At 45.8% G+C, this 14,832-nt stretch carries 14 protein-coding genes and 1 pseudogene; 6 read left to right on the forward strand and 9 right to left on the reverse strand.

Annotated elements, in window-relative coordinates; genetic code table 11:
• Both FTV30_RS08070 and FTV30_RS08075 read left to right on the forward strand, forming a co-directional pair.
• Positions 1–110: pseudogene (locus FTV30_RS08070) on the forward strand (IS701 family transposase); the annotation flags it as partial.
• 153 nt (positions 111–263) lie between these two features.
• Positions 264–446, forward strand: a complete 183-nt coding sequence (locus FTV30_RS08075; RefSeq protein WP_005095373.1) for a hypothetical protein — start codon at positions 264–266, stop codon at positions 444–446.
• 38 nt (positions 447–484) lie between these two features.
• Here the strand turns inward: FTV30_RS08075 and FTV30_RS08080 are convergent, their stop codons facing one another.
• The 5 genes from FTV30_RS08080 to FTV30_RS08100 form a co-directional block, all read right to left on the reverse strand.
• A complete protein-coding gene (locus tag FTV30_RS08080; protein ID WP_180001392.1) occupies positions 485–1,129 on the reverse strand; it encodes an MBL fold metallo-hydrolase in 645 nt (214 codons plus the stop codon).
• A 22-nt stretch (positions 1,130–1,151) separates the two neighbouring features.
• Positions 1,152–2,165: a ferrochelatase gene (gene hemH, locus FTV30_RS08085; protein WP_180001393.1), complete on the reverse strand. Its 1,014-nt coding sequence runs from the start codon at positions 2,163–2,165 to the stop codon at positions 1,152–1,154.
• A gap of 65 nt (positions 2,166–2,230) precedes the next feature.
• A complete protein-coding gene (locus FTV30_RS08090) occupies positions 2,231–3,259 on the reverse strand; it encodes a DUF4062 domain-containing protein (RefSeq protein ID WP_005095369.1) in 1,029 nt (342 codons plus the stop codon).
• 118 nt (positions 3,260–3,377) lie between these two features.
• Positions 3,378–4,250 carry a glutamate racemase gene (murI, locus tag FTV30_RS08095; protein WP_034608802.1) on the reverse strand — a complete coding sequence of 291 codons (873 nt, stop codon included), beginning with the start codon at positions 4,248–4,250 and terminating at the stop codon, positions 3,378–3,380.
• Positions 4,251–4,298: 48 nt separating this feature from the next.
• Positions 4,299–4,910, reverse strand: a complete 612-nt coding sequence (locus tag FTV30_RS08100) for a DUF1285 domain-containing protein (protein WP_005095365.1) — start codon at positions 4,908–4,910, stop codon at positions 4,299–4,301.
• A 186-nt stretch (positions 4,911–5,096) separates the two neighbouring features.
• On the opposite strand from FTV30_RS08100, the gene FTV30_RS08105 reads away from it, so the two are divergent.
• Positions 5,097–6,809 (forward strand): electron transfer flavoprotein-ubiquinone oxidoreductase, encoded by a 1,713-nt coding sequence (locus FTV30_RS08105; protein WP_100355489.1) that lies wholly within the window; start codon positions 5,097–5,099, stop codon positions 6,807–6,809.
• 229 nt (positions 6,810–7,038) lie between these two features.
• Here FTV30_RS08105 and tusA read toward each other — a convergent pair whose 3' ends face one another.
• Complete coding sequence (tusA, locus tag FTV30_RS08110) at positions 7,039–7,299, reverse strand: sulfurtransferase TusA (protein ID WP_100329307.1); 261 nt, start codon at positions 7,297–7,299, stop codon at positions 7,039–7,041.
• A 202-nt stretch (positions 7,300–7,501) separates the two neighbouring features.
• Between tusA and FTV30_RS08115 the strand changes: the two genes are divergently transcribed.
• A complete protein-coding gene (locus tag FTV30_RS08115) occupies positions 7,502–8,341 on the forward strand; it encodes an HlyC/CorC family transporter (RefSeq protein WP_005095361.1) in 840 nt (279 codons plus the stop codon).
• On the forward strand, positions 8,338–9,897 hold the full coding sequence (lnt, locus tag FTV30_RS08120; protein ID WP_100329308.1) for an apolipoprotein N-acyltransferase: 1,560 nt from the start codon (positions 8,338–8,340) through the stop codon (positions 9,895–9,897). The genes FTV30_RS08115 and lnt overlap by 4 nt, the downstream gene beginning before the upstream one ends.
• A gap of 153 nt (positions 9,898–10,050) precedes the next feature.
• On the opposite strand, the gene FTV30_RS08125 is transcribed toward lnt, so the two are convergent.
• The 3 genes from FTV30_RS08125 to gspF form a co-directional block, all read right to left on the reverse strand.
• Positions 10,051–10,386, reverse strand: coding sequence for a hypothetical protein (locus FTV30_RS08125; protein WP_005095358.1), 336 nt, complete (start codon positions 10,384–10,386; stop codon positions 10,051–10,053).
• 284 nt (positions 10,387–10,670) lie between these two features.
• The gene (gene gspG, locus FTV30_RS08130) at positions 10,671–11,105 is read right to left on the reverse strand and encodes a type II secretion system major pseudopilin GspG (RefSeq protein WP_005095357.1); all 435 of its coding nucleotides are present in this window, start codon (positions 11,103–11,105) and stop codon (positions 10,671–10,673) included.
• 79 nt (positions 11,106–11,184) lie between these two features.
• Entirely contained in the window at positions 11,185–12,390 is a 1,206-nt protein-coding gene (gene gspF, locus FTV30_RS08135; protein ID WP_074383949.1) for a type II secretion system inner membrane protein GspF, read from the reverse strand.
• Positions 12,391–12,540: 150 nt separating this feature from the next.
• Here gspF and FTV30_RS08140 point away from each other — a divergent pair, with 150 nt between their 5' ends.
• The gene (locus FTV30_RS08140; RefSeq protein WP_180001394.1) at positions 12,541–14,763 is read left to right on the forward strand and encodes a primosomal protein N'; all 2,223 of its coding nucleotides are present in this window, start codon (positions 12,541–12,543) and stop codon (positions 14,761–14,763) included.
• Positions 14,764–14,832 lie beyond the last annotated feature (69 nt).

Consider the following 14,832-nt stretch of genomic DNA (forward strand, 5'->3'; position numbering starts at 1 on the left):
AAAATGTATATCGTTGGCAGAAGAAATTATTTAGACCAGTTATCAAAAACTTCATTGATGACTTTATTCTCGATAAAAATCATCTGCTACCACAGAGAATCTATAAATAATAGTGCGTAAGTCCTAACTATGTAGAAAATTAGCTAAAAATCACATAAAGTTTATAAAATCACCCTGAAAAGCCAACACGAATTAACACCATTCATCGTGCCTTAGCATTATTGTTCTACTTTAAATCTTCACATTATTTTTAGAGCAATAATATGAGCTATATTATTTTAAAAGTCATATTAGTTGGGGTTGGTCTACTGGCACTTCTCTCTCTGGGAGTCGGTATTTTCCAACAAGATAGCTTATTTATTGTACTGGGTGTACTTTTTGCTTTTATGGCCTGGCTAATTCACATGCAAACTCGTCAATTTAGCAGTGATCCATTTTCAAAATAAAAGACCAAGGATACTTGGTCTTTTATTCACGTCTATATTTAACCCGCTTTGCCTGCAACAAAGGGATTATGCTGCTTTTCAAAACCAATGGTGCTGATCGGTCCATGTCCTGAAATAAACTGGGTTTCATCCGGCAGGCTAAAACATTCACGCTGAATTGAATCCAAGAGCTGCTGATGATCGCCACGCGGGAAATCCGTACGGCCAATCGAGCCTTTAAACAGCACATCGCCCGTCCATAACAGGGCATGATTGCTATTATAAAACATCACATGGCCCGGGGTATGCCCTGGCGCGAAACGCACTTCAAATTCTTCATTACCGAGCTTCAGTATTTCCCCCCCTTCCAGCCATTGTGTCACTTCAACTTTTTCTGGAATAGGAAAACCATAACGCGCTGAAACCTCCTGAATCATGTCCAGCCAGAAAGCATCTTCCTTATGTGGCCCAATTACTGGTACATTCCAGGCCTTTTTCAAGGCGCCTACTGCACCTGCATGATCCAGATGTCCATGGGTCAGCCATAAAGCTTTCACGGTTAAGCCCAGAGCTTCGACCTCAGCTTTGAGTTTTTCAGCTTCGCCCCCTGCATCAATCAAAATGGCTTCTTTCGTGTCCGTATCCCAAATGATCGAACAGTTTTGCTGAAAAGCAGTAACCGGAACAATTTTGACTTGTAACATAGGGCAAAAAACCTCGGAAAAATTAATGAGTAAGCGTTTGTGTCAATGCATCCAGATTAGCCTGTAGCAAACTGTTCAGCAATCGCAAATGATCTTCACGGCTATTTAAAGCAGGAATATAACGATAACTGCCTCCCCCCAGAGATTTAAAAGTTTCGGCATTTTCTATGGCCAGTTCCTCAAGCGTTTCCAGACAGTCAGCCGAGAATGCCGGACTCATCACCTGCACGGATTTCACCCCCTGTTTGGCCCAGTCTTCCAGCACAACATCGGTATAGGGCTTAATCCATTCCTGTTTGCCAAAACGTGACTGAAAGCTAATCGCATATTGCTCTGCACTCAGCCCTAACGCCTGTGCAACCAATTGTCCGGTAATACGACAACGATCGGCATAAGGATCGCCTTTGTCGGCATAAGGCTGCGGAATACCATGAAAAGACATTAACAGTTTTTCCGGCTGACCATGCACTGCCTGATAGTCACGCACGCTTTGCGCCAGAGCTTGAATAAATAAAGGATGTTGATAATAATCCCGAATGATGCTCAAACCAGGCAAATTGCGTTGCTTCACCACCCATTTTGCCAGGGCATCATAGAGAGGTGCAGTCGAAGTAGCAGAATATTGGGGAAATAGTGGAAATAAGATCACATGGTCCTGCGGCTGTTCAGACACTCTGGCCAAAACCTGCTGAATATTCGGATTGCCATAAGTCATTGCTGGCACCACATTCAACTCAAACTGCGGATAGAGCTGGGTCAAATGGGTTTTGACTGTATTGACCTGCTGCAACAGGATTTCACGCATCGGTGAATCCTCTCCCCAGACCTGTGCATAGGCCTGTGAAACCCGCTTAGGCCGAAATGGCAAAATGAATAAACGCAGGATTATTTGCCAAATGGGTTTCGGAATTTCAATCACCCGCTGATCAGACAAAAACTGCTTCAGGAAACGGCGTACTGCTGGAATCGTGGGCGCATCTGGCGTACCCAAGTTGGCCAATATAATCGTCACTTTAGCTTTAGCAGGAGAAGACATTCAGTTTATCCGTCATGGTATCAACCCCTGTACTTTAACAGTTTTTGATTGATTCTCTATATGGATTAATACACTGACTTAGATTGAAAAGTACGATCTAAATCCAGCAAACTGCTGTCCAGTAATTTTTGAGCTTTCGGCGTAATCTGCCAGAGCATGCGCTGGCGGTCATCCCGACCTGATGGCACAATCCAGTCATTCTGGCGCATCTGAATTTTCAAGCTATGCAAGGCACGAATATTCATCTGGGCACGAGCCACGGCATGTGCACGTGGCATTTCTGCCCGTGCATCTTCCAGACCGTTTTCATTTAAATATTCATTCATCCGCTTGGAGAAAAACTCTTCCGGTGTCGGGTTCACAAAGGTAGAGCCCAGCAGGGCCAATAATTGCGCCCAAGTCAGCTTCTTCTGAACTTTAATTTCCTTAAAGTTTCCATCCTGATAAGCCTGCATCCGGTATTCAAAAGAAAAAACTTCATGCATGGATACTTTAGGCAGGCTCAGGAACGGATCTATTTCCGCCGTTCCACCATCACGCTCCAGTTGGCTCACTTTAGCCTTAAGCTGATCAATCTCGTCATGCAGCGCCTGGGTATTTTGCGGACGCACCCATCCGGTCACCGGATAACGCTCCAGCATTTGCGGCATATTAAAACGTACTGCCATTTCCAGATCGCGCAAGCTGCGATAAGTAAAGACCTGATCTACTTCCTGCTGCAATAATTGACGGAATTCCTTAAACTTTTCCCGTAATTCCGGCTTGGTATCATGTAATGAGCTTTCACGTGATGCCGGATCGTCATGCATAAACACAATAATCGGTTTTTGCTTGGTCACTGCATAGATGTATTCGAGGTGCATATAACCGACACCCGAGACAGACTGTTCCCCATACTGACTGCCTAGCAAAATCACTACATAGTCACAATCATCAATCTGGCGGCGTGAAAAAGCAGTATTCAGCGGCGTACGCTGTTCCAGTCCCCAAGAGAAGAACCCCATACCCACTAATGTTTGAGACAAAATGATACGTTCCGGCTGCATTTCTGCCCCAGAGGTTGAGATGAACACTTGGTATCGTTTATCCAGCATGGGCTATCCTCTTCTCCTGTACATTTGCATAAAAAATGCATGAATTCATGCATTTTGACACAATATGACCACCCCAAAATGAAAAAATATCGTTCTTTTAAAATTATAAAAATGAGTTTTAAACTGCACTCATATTACTGATCTGCCATTTTAAACCGGCAGGAATCAGGTGCTGCAAAACCGGCCGGAGCTGTTCAGCATTCTGCCCACTCACCACCAATTCAATTTTCATGCTTTCTTTACACTCATGCTCAAATAATAACTCATTTTTAATTAAAATTCGGGCCGTTTGTCTCGCAACTGCGAATCCTGAGTCAATTAATGTCAGCTTTTGACCAAAAATATACTGAATTGACGCTTTTAGGAAGGGGTAATGCGTACATCCCAGCACTAAATAATCAGCGCCTTGATCCACAACCGGTTGTAAAATCTCTATTAATGTCTGTAAACAGGCTTCACTCATCTGCTCTCCGGCCTCAACAAAAGGTACCAGTTCCAGACTGGTCACAGGCAGGACTTTAACCTGAGCCGGTTCGGCAAAACGGGAGATCACATCTTTAATCAGCTGCCCGCGAAAAGTGGCCGGTGTTGCCAAGACCGCAACTGTTTTCGACCGGGTATTCAAGACTGCAGGTTTAAGTGCTGGCACCAAACCGATAATTGGAAAGTTCTCGCCATAATAGTCACGCAAATAATCCAGACTAAAGGCAGAAGCCGTATTACAAGCCACGACTGCCACTTTACAGCCCTGACGATACAGCCATTCAATCGCCTGAGCAGTCAGGCTACGGATTTCCTGATCATCTCTCGGGCCATAAGGCACATGTGCAGTATCGGCATAATAGACAAAGCGTTCATTCGGCAGATGGCGGGCAATTTCCAGAGCCACCGATAAGCCGCCTACGCCCGAGTCAAAAATACCAATCGGCGCATCTGCTGTTGCGTTGGGCATCGGGTCTAATAGCGGGGAAATGGGTTGAATGGCGCTCATAACGGTCTGAATTGCGGTGTCAAAAACTCTAGCGACCAAGCTTAAACCTCAGGTGCTCAAATGCAAGTCTAAATCGCCACTTTTCAAACTTAAAACGGCTTCACCTGCCGGATTTTCATCAAGCTCTCCCATCTCGACCAGATGCAAAAATGCGGCACGCTGGATCAGGGCATTGATTCCAAAACGTACATGCACATAAGGTCGCAACTCATCTTTATATTCACGCATAAAGATCGGATGTTCAGCATCCACAATAATCAGGTCTTGGGTTGTGGTGCCCAGTTGCAAATAGCTCAGTCCATTAATCTCGACCTGATCGACCTGATTGACCAATAAAGGTTCATCTTCCACTTCAATTTCAATCATTTCTACCGGTGTTTTTAGGTAGAATTTTCCCTGCTCTTTCCAAAGGACGGTTGCAAACAGGTCAATCATGGCTTGGCGTTTGATCAATTGACCTTCGTGCCACCATTCTCCATTGGCCAAAACCTTCAGATCCATTGTGCCACAATGCTTTGGCTGCCATTGCTCCAAAGGGGGAATTGACCTTTTGTGACCGCCCTGTGCATCTTTTAAGTATTGCGCGATATCCATTAAATTTTTATCATCAGGAGAAGTTACTTTTTTCGTCAGATGTTTGCTGGGTACTGGCTTATCCATAAAAGAAGACCTTAATGACGGAAAAATAATATGTTTCAGCCAATTGGCTAAAACTCGGTTTAAAACTATACTAGCCCAGATTATCAAAGACACCAGTATTTTTGTGTCTAGGAACCAAGAACACTTATGGCAGCACCCAATCATCCGATTATGGTTGCCACCGAATAGTAATATGAGGAGTCCTACATGGAACACATCGAACGTGAATCGATGGAGTTTGACGTCGTCATCGTCGGCGCAGGCCCTGCGGGTCTATCTGCTGCGATCAAAATCCGTCAACTTGCAATTGAAAACAACTTAAATGATTTGTCCGTTTGTGTCGTAGAAAAAGGCTCCGAAGTTGGCGCACATATTCTGTCTGGTGCTGTGCTTGAACCGCGTGCCATTAATGAATTGTTCCCGGACTGGAAAGAACAAGGCGCACCGCTCAATGTGCCGGTGACTGAAGATAAAACTTTCTTCTTGCTTTCAGATGAAAAATCACAAGAAGCACCACACTGGATGGTGCCAAAAACCATGCACAATGATGGTAACTACGTCATCTCGCTCGGCAACGTGGTGCGCTGGTTAGGCCAAAAAGCTGAAGAACTGGAAGTTTCAATCTTCCCGGGCTTTGCCGCCTCAGACATTCTGTATCATGCAGATGGTACGGTAAAAGGCATCCAGACCGGTGACATGGGCATTGGTAAAGATGGCGAACCGACGCATAACTTTACTCCGGGTTATGAACTGCATGCCAAATATACGATTTTTGCTGAAGGCTGTCGTGGTCACCTCGGTAAACGTCTGATTGAACAGTTCAATCTGGCCAAAGATGCAGATCCACAGCATTACGGGATCGGCATTAAAGAACTCTGGGAGATTGATCCTGCCAAGCACAAACCGGGTCTGGTGATGCACGGCGCCGGCTGGCCATTGAATGAAACCGGTTCTTCAGGCGGCTGGTGGCTGTATCACGCTGAAAACAATCAGGTGACTTTGGGCATGATCGTGGATCTGTCCTACACCAACCCGCATATGTATCCATTCATGGAAATGCAGCGCTGGAAAACCCATCCTTTAATCAAGCAGTATTTAGAAGGCGGCAAGCGTATTTCTTATGGCGCCCGTGCCGTGACCAAAGGTGGCTTTAACTCGTTACCGAAGTTCACTTTCCCGGGTGGCTCACTCATTGGTGATGATGCCGGCTTCCTGAACTTTGCCAAAATCAAAGGCTCACATACCGCAATGAAATCCGGCATGCTCTGCGGTGAAGCGGTATTTGAAGCGATTGCGGCTGGTGTGGAAAAAGGCGGTGATCTGGCGGTTGCACGTGTGGTTGAGGGTGACGATTTCTTTGTTAAGGAACTCACCGCTTATACCGACAAGTTCAACAACAGCTGGCTCAAAGAAGAGTTATACAATTCACGTAACTTTGGCCCGGCGATGCACAAGTTCGGTCAATGGATGGGTGGTGCATTTAACTTTATCGACCAGAACGTGTTCAAAGTACCATTTACCCTGCATGATCTGGTGCAAGACCATGCTGCACTGAAAACCCAAGCCGCTGAAAGCTTCAAGCCAAACTATCCAAAACCGGATGGCAAGCTGACTTTTGACCGTTTATCTTCTGTATTTGTATCGAATACCGTGCATGAAGAAAACCAGCCTGCGCATTTAAAGCTGACTGATGCCTCTATTCCGGTTGAAGTAAACCTGCCTAAATGGGATGAACCGGCGCAGCGTTACTGCCCGGCGGGTGTCTATGAAATCATGGAAAATAATGACGGTTCAAAACGTTTCCAGATCAATGCAGCCAACTGTGTACACTGCAAGACCTGTGACATTAAAGATCCGTCTCAGAACATCACCTGGGTAACACCGGAAGGTGGCGGTGGTCCTAATTACCCTAACATGTAATTCGGATAGTCCTTGCGTGAGCTCATACCCTAACATGTAATGTTAGGGTAATCTTGCGAATGAGGAATATATTCCGCAAGTTCTCATATCCGAATATTTAAGCTCTCATGAGAACAAAATAAACCCGCTCGAAAGCGGGTTTATTTTCTGGAGAATGGCGATAATATTATTTTTAAGATCGAATAGGAACTCTTATCAGATCATAAATTTCAAAAAAAATTCGGCCAATTTAGCCGCCCTTTTTCACCAGATAATGAAATTCTTTATTGCCGTTTTCATCCAGACACTCTTCCTGCAACAGCAATTCATGTCCCAAGTGCATGCAAAATTTTGGAATATCCCAAGAGGTTGAATTATCGGTAGCAAACACCTCAACCACATCACCGGCTTTAGATTTACGAATGGCCTGATGCAACATCATGACTGGCTCAGGACAGCGTAAACCTCGGGTATTTAATTGCAGGCTTGGGATAATTTCAGTTGGGGGCATCGATAGACTCAAGAGTGGAAGACTGAAAATATTTTAGCATAATCCCGCTCGGGCATTGCGGCTTTGCCAAAGTACACACGACTAAACGCAGCCCTGACTGATACGATCATGCCTGCACATCATATTTACAATAGACAAGCGTATTTTCTGCGGTATGATAAAACCACGTTTTTTTAGATATTAAGAGTCTTCAGGAAAAATCATGCACGAGGAATCAGGCCCGTCGTGGGGTATGCGCGGCTTACGTAAATGGCTGGGAACTGCACCCGAAACTCGCGACGAACTGCTAAAATTAGTACAAGATTCACGTCGATTTTTAGAACCCGATACTGTTGCCATGCTTGAAGGTGTACTTGACCTTCCGGCAACCAAAATTCGCGAAGTCATGACGCCTCGCACGTCGATGATCAGCTTACAGGAAGATGACCAACTGCTGGATATCCTGCATGTGTTGGTCGAATCTGCGCATTCGCGTTTTCCGGTCTTTTCCTCCGATCAAACCGATAATGTGGTCGGCATTCTATTGGCCAAGGATTTATTGCCTTTTCTGACCGAACCAACCTCCAAAGTCGATATTCGCGCACTGATGCGTCAACCCTTATTTGTACCAGAGAGCGCCCGTTCCGATCAGGTGCTGCGGATGCTGAAAAACACCCAGACCCATATTGCCGTGGTGATTGATGAATACGGCACCACCTCGGGTCTGGTCACGCTGGAAGATATTCTGGAAGAAATTGTTGGTGAAATTGAAGATGAACATGACAATGCCGATGAAGAGGCACAATTCATTGTTCCGGATAACGATCCAAACACCGCCAATACCTGGATAGTACAAGCTCTGACCCCGATTGAGCATTTCAATAATATGCTGGATGCGAATTTTTCTGACGATGAAGTGGAAACCATGGGTGGCTTGTTATTACAGGAAATTGGTCTGGTCAATGATCTTGAAGGTCAGACCATTGAACTGGAAAACTGGCAATTTACCATTCTTGAAGCAGATTCACGCTCTATTCACCTAATTCGAGCCGTGCGCCAATGAGAGCGTATTTCGACAAGCTGTTGAGTTCTGATCAACAGCAAAAACCGTTGCCGCTGATCTATCCTGTTTTAATTGCCTTATTTGCAGGTGCTATCTTCAGTTTGGCATTGGCTCCCTATCATTACTGGTGGCTGGCCATCCTGTCTCCGGCACTGCTCTATGCCTGCCTGCGTGGACGTAGTGCCAAACAGGCCTTTGGAATTGGCTGGGCCTATGGAATTGGCCTATGGTTTGTGGGCGCATTCTGGCTGTATACCTCAATTCATGTCTACGGCGATACCAGTGCATTTCTCAGTGTTGTAATGATCTTGATCATGGCACTGGTGATGGGCCTGTTTAGCGCCGTTCAAACCTTTGTCTATCGCCGCTTTTTCCCGGAAACCCCTTTGACCTTTGCCCCGCTTTGGGTTCTGTTTGAATGGTCTAAAACCTGGGTCTTTACCGGTTTCCCGTGGTTGTTTGCCGGCTATGCCTTTACCGAACGCTACCTAGATGCCTATGCACCTCTGTTTGGGGTGTTTGGAGTATCTTTTGTCGTGATTATTCTAGCCTGTGCACTGGTCGAAATTCTGAACCGACGTCTGTTCTGGGCGGTTCCTGCTGCAATTTTACTATTCAGTGCCTGGGGCGCGGCTCAATTGAGTTTTGTGCAACCAAAGAATGAAAAGCCGCTTACGGTTTCTCTGATTCAGGGCAATATTCCGCAAGATCTGAAATGGCTGACTGAATATCAGGTAAAAACTTTATTGATTTATGCCAATCTGAGCAAGACCGAATGGGGCCGTGACCTGATTGTCTGGCCAGAGTCCTCGATTCCGATGTTCCAGACCGATATTGAAGCTTTTCTCGAAGCGATGAAAGTACAGGCTGAAAAATCCGGTACTGCATGGGTCACCGGCATTCCGTATTGGGACTTACCAGAATCACAAGCTGCGGGTTATCCGAAATATTACAACAGCATTATGGCCACGGGTGATGAGTCTGAGGGTTTGTATAAAAAGCAGCGCCTGGTGCCCTTTGGTGAATATATTCCGCTGTCAGGCTGGTTAAGCTGGGTATTGCCAGGTCTACAGAATGATCCCTCTATGAGCGGCTTTACCCGTGGGGCGGACAATCAAAAGCCCTTGAATGTGAAAAACCATCCTTTAGGTTCCGCAATTTGTTATGAGGTTGCTTATCCAAACTTGACACGCCGCAATGCCAGTCAAAGTGACTTTTTAGTTACGGTCTCGAACGATGCCTGGTTTACCGGCACGGCAGGACCTTTGCAGCATCTACAAATGGTGCAAATGCGCGCCAAGGAAAATGGCCGCTGGTTTATCCGTGCCACCAATACCGGCGTGACCGCCTTTATTGACCACAATGGCCATATTGTGAAAAAAGCCCCGATGGATCAGGAAGCGGTACTGCGGGGTGAACTTCCAGCCATGCAAGGTGAAACGTTGTATATGAAACTCAGTGATTGGCCTGTGATGATCTTTTCAGTTTTACTTTTGCTGGTGGGATGGCGCTTCCGTCCCCGTAAAGTGGATGTCAGTTTTAAGTCGAGAAGATAATTTCTTCAAGTCCCTCTTTTACAAAGGGAGATTTAGGTGAATTCCTAGATATAACATCTTATCAATCTCTCCTAAGCTCCCTTTACGAAAGGGACGGACACTCAAGGCAATAAAAAACCGAGGTCAATGCCTCGGTTTTTTATATTTCAAATTTTAGAACTGAACTGCTAGATAAGAAATCATACTGGCGAGGGATAACATTGGAAGATAGCGGTAAGTTTGCACCATCATATTTTCGAATACAGACATCTGCCGTTGTTTTAATTGCAATACCGAGGCTTTCAATGCCGACCAGAAGCACAATGCAAATAATGAACTCATCAAACTGATGGCAAAAAAACCTACCATAATCTGGCTGCTACCCTCGGTAGTCTGCCATAAATGCAGAATGCCCTGACTAATCGGTAACATGCTTAAAACCAAAAGAACAGATTTCAGCATCGACCAATGAAATTGGTTTATTTCATCCCCTAAGATTAATGCTTTCATATTCTTCTCCGTTGGCTCGTCAAGTGCCGTTCAGATCATTATGAGCCTTTTTGGGTAAATAGAAAGTCTATATTTATTCATATTTTACGATAATTGTAATAGATAAATATGGGAATAATTCTTATTATAACTCGCATATACAAACTATTAATTAATTACAATAAATATCAAAAACTTAGATTATAATTTATAATTAAGAGTTATTATCACTTCACTTAGTATTGAAAACGTCTATTAAGTGAAGTGATATATTCCATCTATTGAGAGTTTATATTGATTCTCAATCAAGGCTGATAATAAATATCAGCATCGGTGCCTTCACCACCCGACTGACCATCTGCACCGAATGAATACAGATCAAAAGTACGACCATTGGTGCCCGGCATCACATATTGCAGATCATTATCCCAACTGTCTTTAGGATAGCCGCCCTTGACATAGCCGCCCGGCAACCAGTTTTTCGCAGTCGCTGGCTGATTCACCAGTGCATCCAGACCACCTTCCTGCATGCTTGGATATTTGCCATTGTCCAGCTTATATTGGTCCAGTGAACCAGCAATACTCTGTAACTTGATCACAGTGGTATCCACTTTGGCCTTTTCACCGCGTCCCATCACGTTCGGTACAATCAGTGCAGCAAGCACACCGAGAATCACAATCACCACCATCACTTCGATTAAGGTAAAGCCCGTCTGTTTATTTAATTGATTTCTTTTCATTCAATCTCTCTCATTCATTTGCATCATTCACAACATTCAATTTAATTTTAATACCACGAGAATTTTAACTTGATTCTGTTTAAATCATATTATTCATATTGACGATTGGCAGCATCACCGCAATCACAATGACCAAAACAATACTGGCCATTAGCACCAGCATTAAAGGTTCCAATAAGGCCAGTAAAGTCGAAATCAGCGTGGTGACTTCCCGATCCTGCATCTGTGATGCACGCTCCAGCATGCGATCCAGTTCGCCCGAGGCTTCGCCACTTTTGATCATTTGTACCATCATCGGCGGAAAATAACCACTGCGCTCCAGCTGGGTTGCCAGGTTGCCGCCTTCGGTGACTTTTTCCGCTGCCAGATTGACCGCATCACGAATCACCCAGTTATTACTGACTGCAGCGCCAATCCGTAGGGCATCGACCAAAGGCACGCCTGACTGGGTCAAAATGGACAAGGTACTGGCAAAACGTGCGGCATTAATCCCGCGTGATAATTTTCCAAATAAAGGCAGTTTCAGGGTTAAACGGTCGAAGGCATAATGCCCGGCTGTGGTTCTTAAGAATCGTATCAGCAGGGAGATGCCCAAGAAACCGCCAACCAAGAGAAATGGCCACGCAATACGAATAAAATCACTGGCTTTCATCAAGGCGACCGTAATCCACGGTAAGGCATCTTTGCTTTGATCAAAAGTCTTGACGATATCTGGCACCACATAAGTCATCAGCCCCATCACGATGGCAAAAGACATCAGCATCAGAATAATTGGATAGACCATCGCGCCTTGAATTTTTTTCTGCATGGCAAAACGGTTTTCGGTATAGTCAGCCAATTGATCCAGAATCAGATCCAGATGCCCGGAACGTTCACCGGCCGCAATGGTGGCAATATACAATTCTGGAAACCGCCCGGACTGTTGCAGACCCTGCGCCAGACTATGCCCCTCCAGAACCTTGGAACGCACCGACATCAGCAGATTTTGTACATGTACTTTTTCGCTTTGCTTGCCGACGGCGCGGATGGCTTCTTCCAGCGGAATCGCGGCGGCGACCAGGACAGATAATTGCCGGGTCATTAAGGCCAGATCATAAGCGGTAATGCTTTTTTCAAACCATTTCCGCCGATCATGTTTGTCTTTTTTCTCGACAGGATCAACAGAGACCGGAATAAGTGCTTTATCCCTTAACTGTTGCCGGATCTGACGTGCAGAATCCCCCTCCAGCACGCCTTTTTGCTGCTTTCCTGAAGCATCAAGCGCAATAAACTGATATGCAGGCATTGTAATGCTCTAATTTTCCAAAATTTTGCTTAACGCTGTTGCGTCAGACCACCGAAATCATTCATATTCTTTGATATAAATTATCTGCTCACTCTACCATAATCGAACTTTAAGCACGACGAAATTTCTTCAGGATATCCAGCACCAGACATGCAAAATTCTCATACCGATTCTAGTCCACTTTGTCGCGTACGCGTTGCTGTACCTGTGCATGTATTCGATTGTTTTGATTACAGTATGAATGCAGAACAATTTGAGCAGGCCCAGGTCGGCGCACGCGTATTGGTATCTTTTGGACGACAGAATCTGGTTGGGGTGATTATCGAAAAGCTCTCCGCAGATACTCCGGTCGACCCACGTTTTAAACTCAAGCCCGTCACTGAATTGCTGGATGAACGTGCCATCATAGACCCTAAAGTTTTAAGTTTGTTGACATGGTCGGCACAGTATTATCAGTTTCCGATGGGTGAAGTGGTGCACAGTGCCCTGCCAACGCTGTTACGCCAAGGTAAGCCTTATAACCTGCTGGCCCGCACCTGGAAACTTCTGAACCCTGATGCTGAAGCTAAAATACGCCGTTCGGAAAAGCAGCAGGAAGCCTACCGGATTTTAAAACTGCATCCGGTTGGCACCACTGAAAATGTATTGAATTTGGCCGGAATTGAAACTGCGACCTTAAAAGCACTGGAGAAAAAAGAGATTTGTACCTGTGTGCTGGAGCCACAAGATTTCAGTCCACAGCCGATGCAATTGGCGCAAATGCCGCTAACCGCTAATCCTGAACAGAAACATGCCATTGATCAGGTATTAAAGTATCGCAATCAATATCAGGCTTTTTTACTGGATGGTCTGACCGGCAGTGGTAAAACCGAAGTCTATCTACAAATCATGCAACAGGTGCTGAAACAGGGCAAGCAGGTTTTGGTGCTGGTGCCGGAAATTGGTCTGACCCCGCAAACGATTAGCCGTTTCCAGTCGCGTTTTCAGTGTCATATCGCGCTATTGCATTCAGGCCTAAACGATACAAAACGTCTGCAAGCCTGGCAGGCAGCAGAGACTGGCAAAGCTTCAATCATCCTCGGCACACGTTCCGCCATCTATACCCCCATACCGAATTTGGGTCTGATCATTCTGGATGAAGAACATGATTTGTCTTTTAAGCAGCAGGAAGGTTTCCGCTATCATGCCCGCGATGTGGCGCTGTACCGCGGCCATTTACAGCAATGTCCAGTGCTGCTGGGATCAGCGACACCAAGTATCGACAGTTATGCGCTGGTTGAACATGGCAAAATGCAGGTGCTGGAGCTGAATCAACGTGCCGGCACAGCCTTAATGCCGAAAATCCATATTCTGGATTTAAAGGTGGCACAGAAAAAGCATGGCATCAGTCTGCAACTGATTCAGGACATCAAAAAGCGTCTGGAGAAAAAAGAACAGGTACTGATCTTTTTAAACCGCCGTGGCTATGCCCCCGTCCTGCTTTGTGGCAGTTGTGGCTGGCAGGCACAATGTCCGCACTGCGATGCCAATTTTACTGTGCATCGCCAGCCTTATCAGCATCTGCATTGCCATCACTGTGGCACCATTCACCGAATGCCAGAGCACTGTCCGCAGTGTCAGCATCAGGAACTGGTCACACTGGGTATGGGCACTGGCAAGGTCGAAGAACATCTGAATGAACTTTTTCCAGATCATGAAGTGATTCGGGTCGATCGCGATTCCACCAGCCGGGTGGGTAGCTGGCAAAAAATCTATGACAAGATTCAAAAAAGTGAACCCGCGATTCTGCTCGGCACCCAGATGCTGGCCAAAGGGCATCATTTTCCTTATGTGACGCTGGTGGCGATTCTGGATATTGATTCCGGTCTGCTCAGTGTGGATTTCCGTGCCACCGAACGTACCGCACAACTGATCGTTCAGGTCGCAGGCCGGGCTGGACGTGGTGAACACAAAGGCGATGTCTATTTGCAGACGCTCAGACCGGATCATGCCCTGCTGAATACCTTGGTCAATGAAAATTATCGTGTGTTTGCCCAGCAGTCCTTAAAGGAACGGCAAATTGCCCAGATGCCGCCTTATCGTTATGCCATCCTGATTCGCTGCGAATCCAAGGATCAGGCACAAAACACCGAATTCTTACAGAAACATGCGGCATTCCTCAGGCAATATCCTGATCTGGCGCTGGACATCTGGGGGCCAATTCCTGCGCCGATGGAACGTAAGGCTGGGCGCTATCAGTCGCATATGGTGCTCTTGTCAGCAGATCGTCCACGTTTGCATTACTATGTGCGCAGCTGGTGGCAGAATATGCTGCAGGACAAACCTTCCAGCATGAAGCTGACACTGGACATTGACCCGCAAGAACTCAGCTAAGAGAATTGCATCTGAGTCCATGTCCGGGACATACGCATCAACGTCTGGATCAAGCATAAAATTTAGGAC

The organism is Acinetobacter sp. YH12255, from assembly GCF_013417355.1.
Classification (GTDB): domain Bacteria; phylum Pseudomonadota; class Gammaproteobacteria; order Pseudomonadales; family Moraxellaceae; genus Acinetobacter; species Acinetobacter pseudolwoffii.

Coding starts and splice junctions, on each gene's coding strand:
- FTV30_RS08125 (WP_005095358.1), bottom strand. CDS start 10,386: ATGAAAGCATTAATCTTAGGGGATGAAATAAACCAATTTCATTGGTCG.
- gspF (WP_074383949.1), bottom strand. CDS start 12,390: ATGCCTGCATATCAGTTTATTGCGCTTGATGCTTCAGGAAAGCAGCAA.
- FTV30_RS08075 (WP_005095373.1), top strand. CDS start 264: ATGAGCTATATTATTTTAAAAGTCATATTAGTTGGGGTTGGTCTACTG.
- FTV30_RS08100 (WP_005095365.1), bottom strand. CDS start 4,910: ATGGATAAGCCAGTACCCAGCAAACATCTGACGAAAAAAGTAACTTCT.
- FTV30_RS08140 (WP_180001394.1), top strand. CDS start 12,541: ATGCAAAATTCTCATACCGATTCTAGTCCACTTTGTCGCGTACGCGTT.
- gspG (WP_005095357.1), bottom strand. CDS start 11,105: ATGAAAAGAAATCAATTAAATAAACAGACGGGCTTTACCTTAATCGAA.
- FTV30_RS08080 (WP_180001392.1), bottom strand. CDS start 1,129: ATGTTACAAGTCAAAATTGTTCCGGTTACTGCTTTTCAGCAAAACTGT.
- FTV30_RS08115 (WP_005095361.1), top strand. CDS start 7,502: ATGCACGAGGAATCAGGCCCGTCGTGGGGTATGCGCGGCTTACGTAAA.
- hemH (WP_180001393.1), bottom strand. CDS start 2,165: ATGTCTTCTCCTGCTAAAGCTAAAGTGACGATTATATTGGCCAACTTG.
- tusA (WP_100329307.1), bottom strand. CDS start 7,299: ATGCCCCCAACTGAAATTATCCCAAGCCTGCAATTAAATACCCGAGGT.
- FTV30_RS08105 (WP_100355489.1), top strand. CDS start 5,097: ATGGAACACATCGAACGTGAATCGATGGAGTTTGACGTCGTCATCGTC.
- murI (WP_034608802.1), bottom strand. CDS start 4,250: ATGAGCGCCATTCAACCCATTTCCCCGCTATTAGACCCGATGCCCAAC.
- lnt (WP_100329308.1), top strand. CDS start 8,338: ATGAGAGCGTATTTCGACAAGCTGTTGAGTTCTGATCAACAGCAAAAA.
- FTV30_RS08090 (WP_005095369.1), bottom strand. CDS start 3,259: ATGCTGGATAAACGATACCAAGTGTTCATCTCAACCTCTGGGGCAGAA.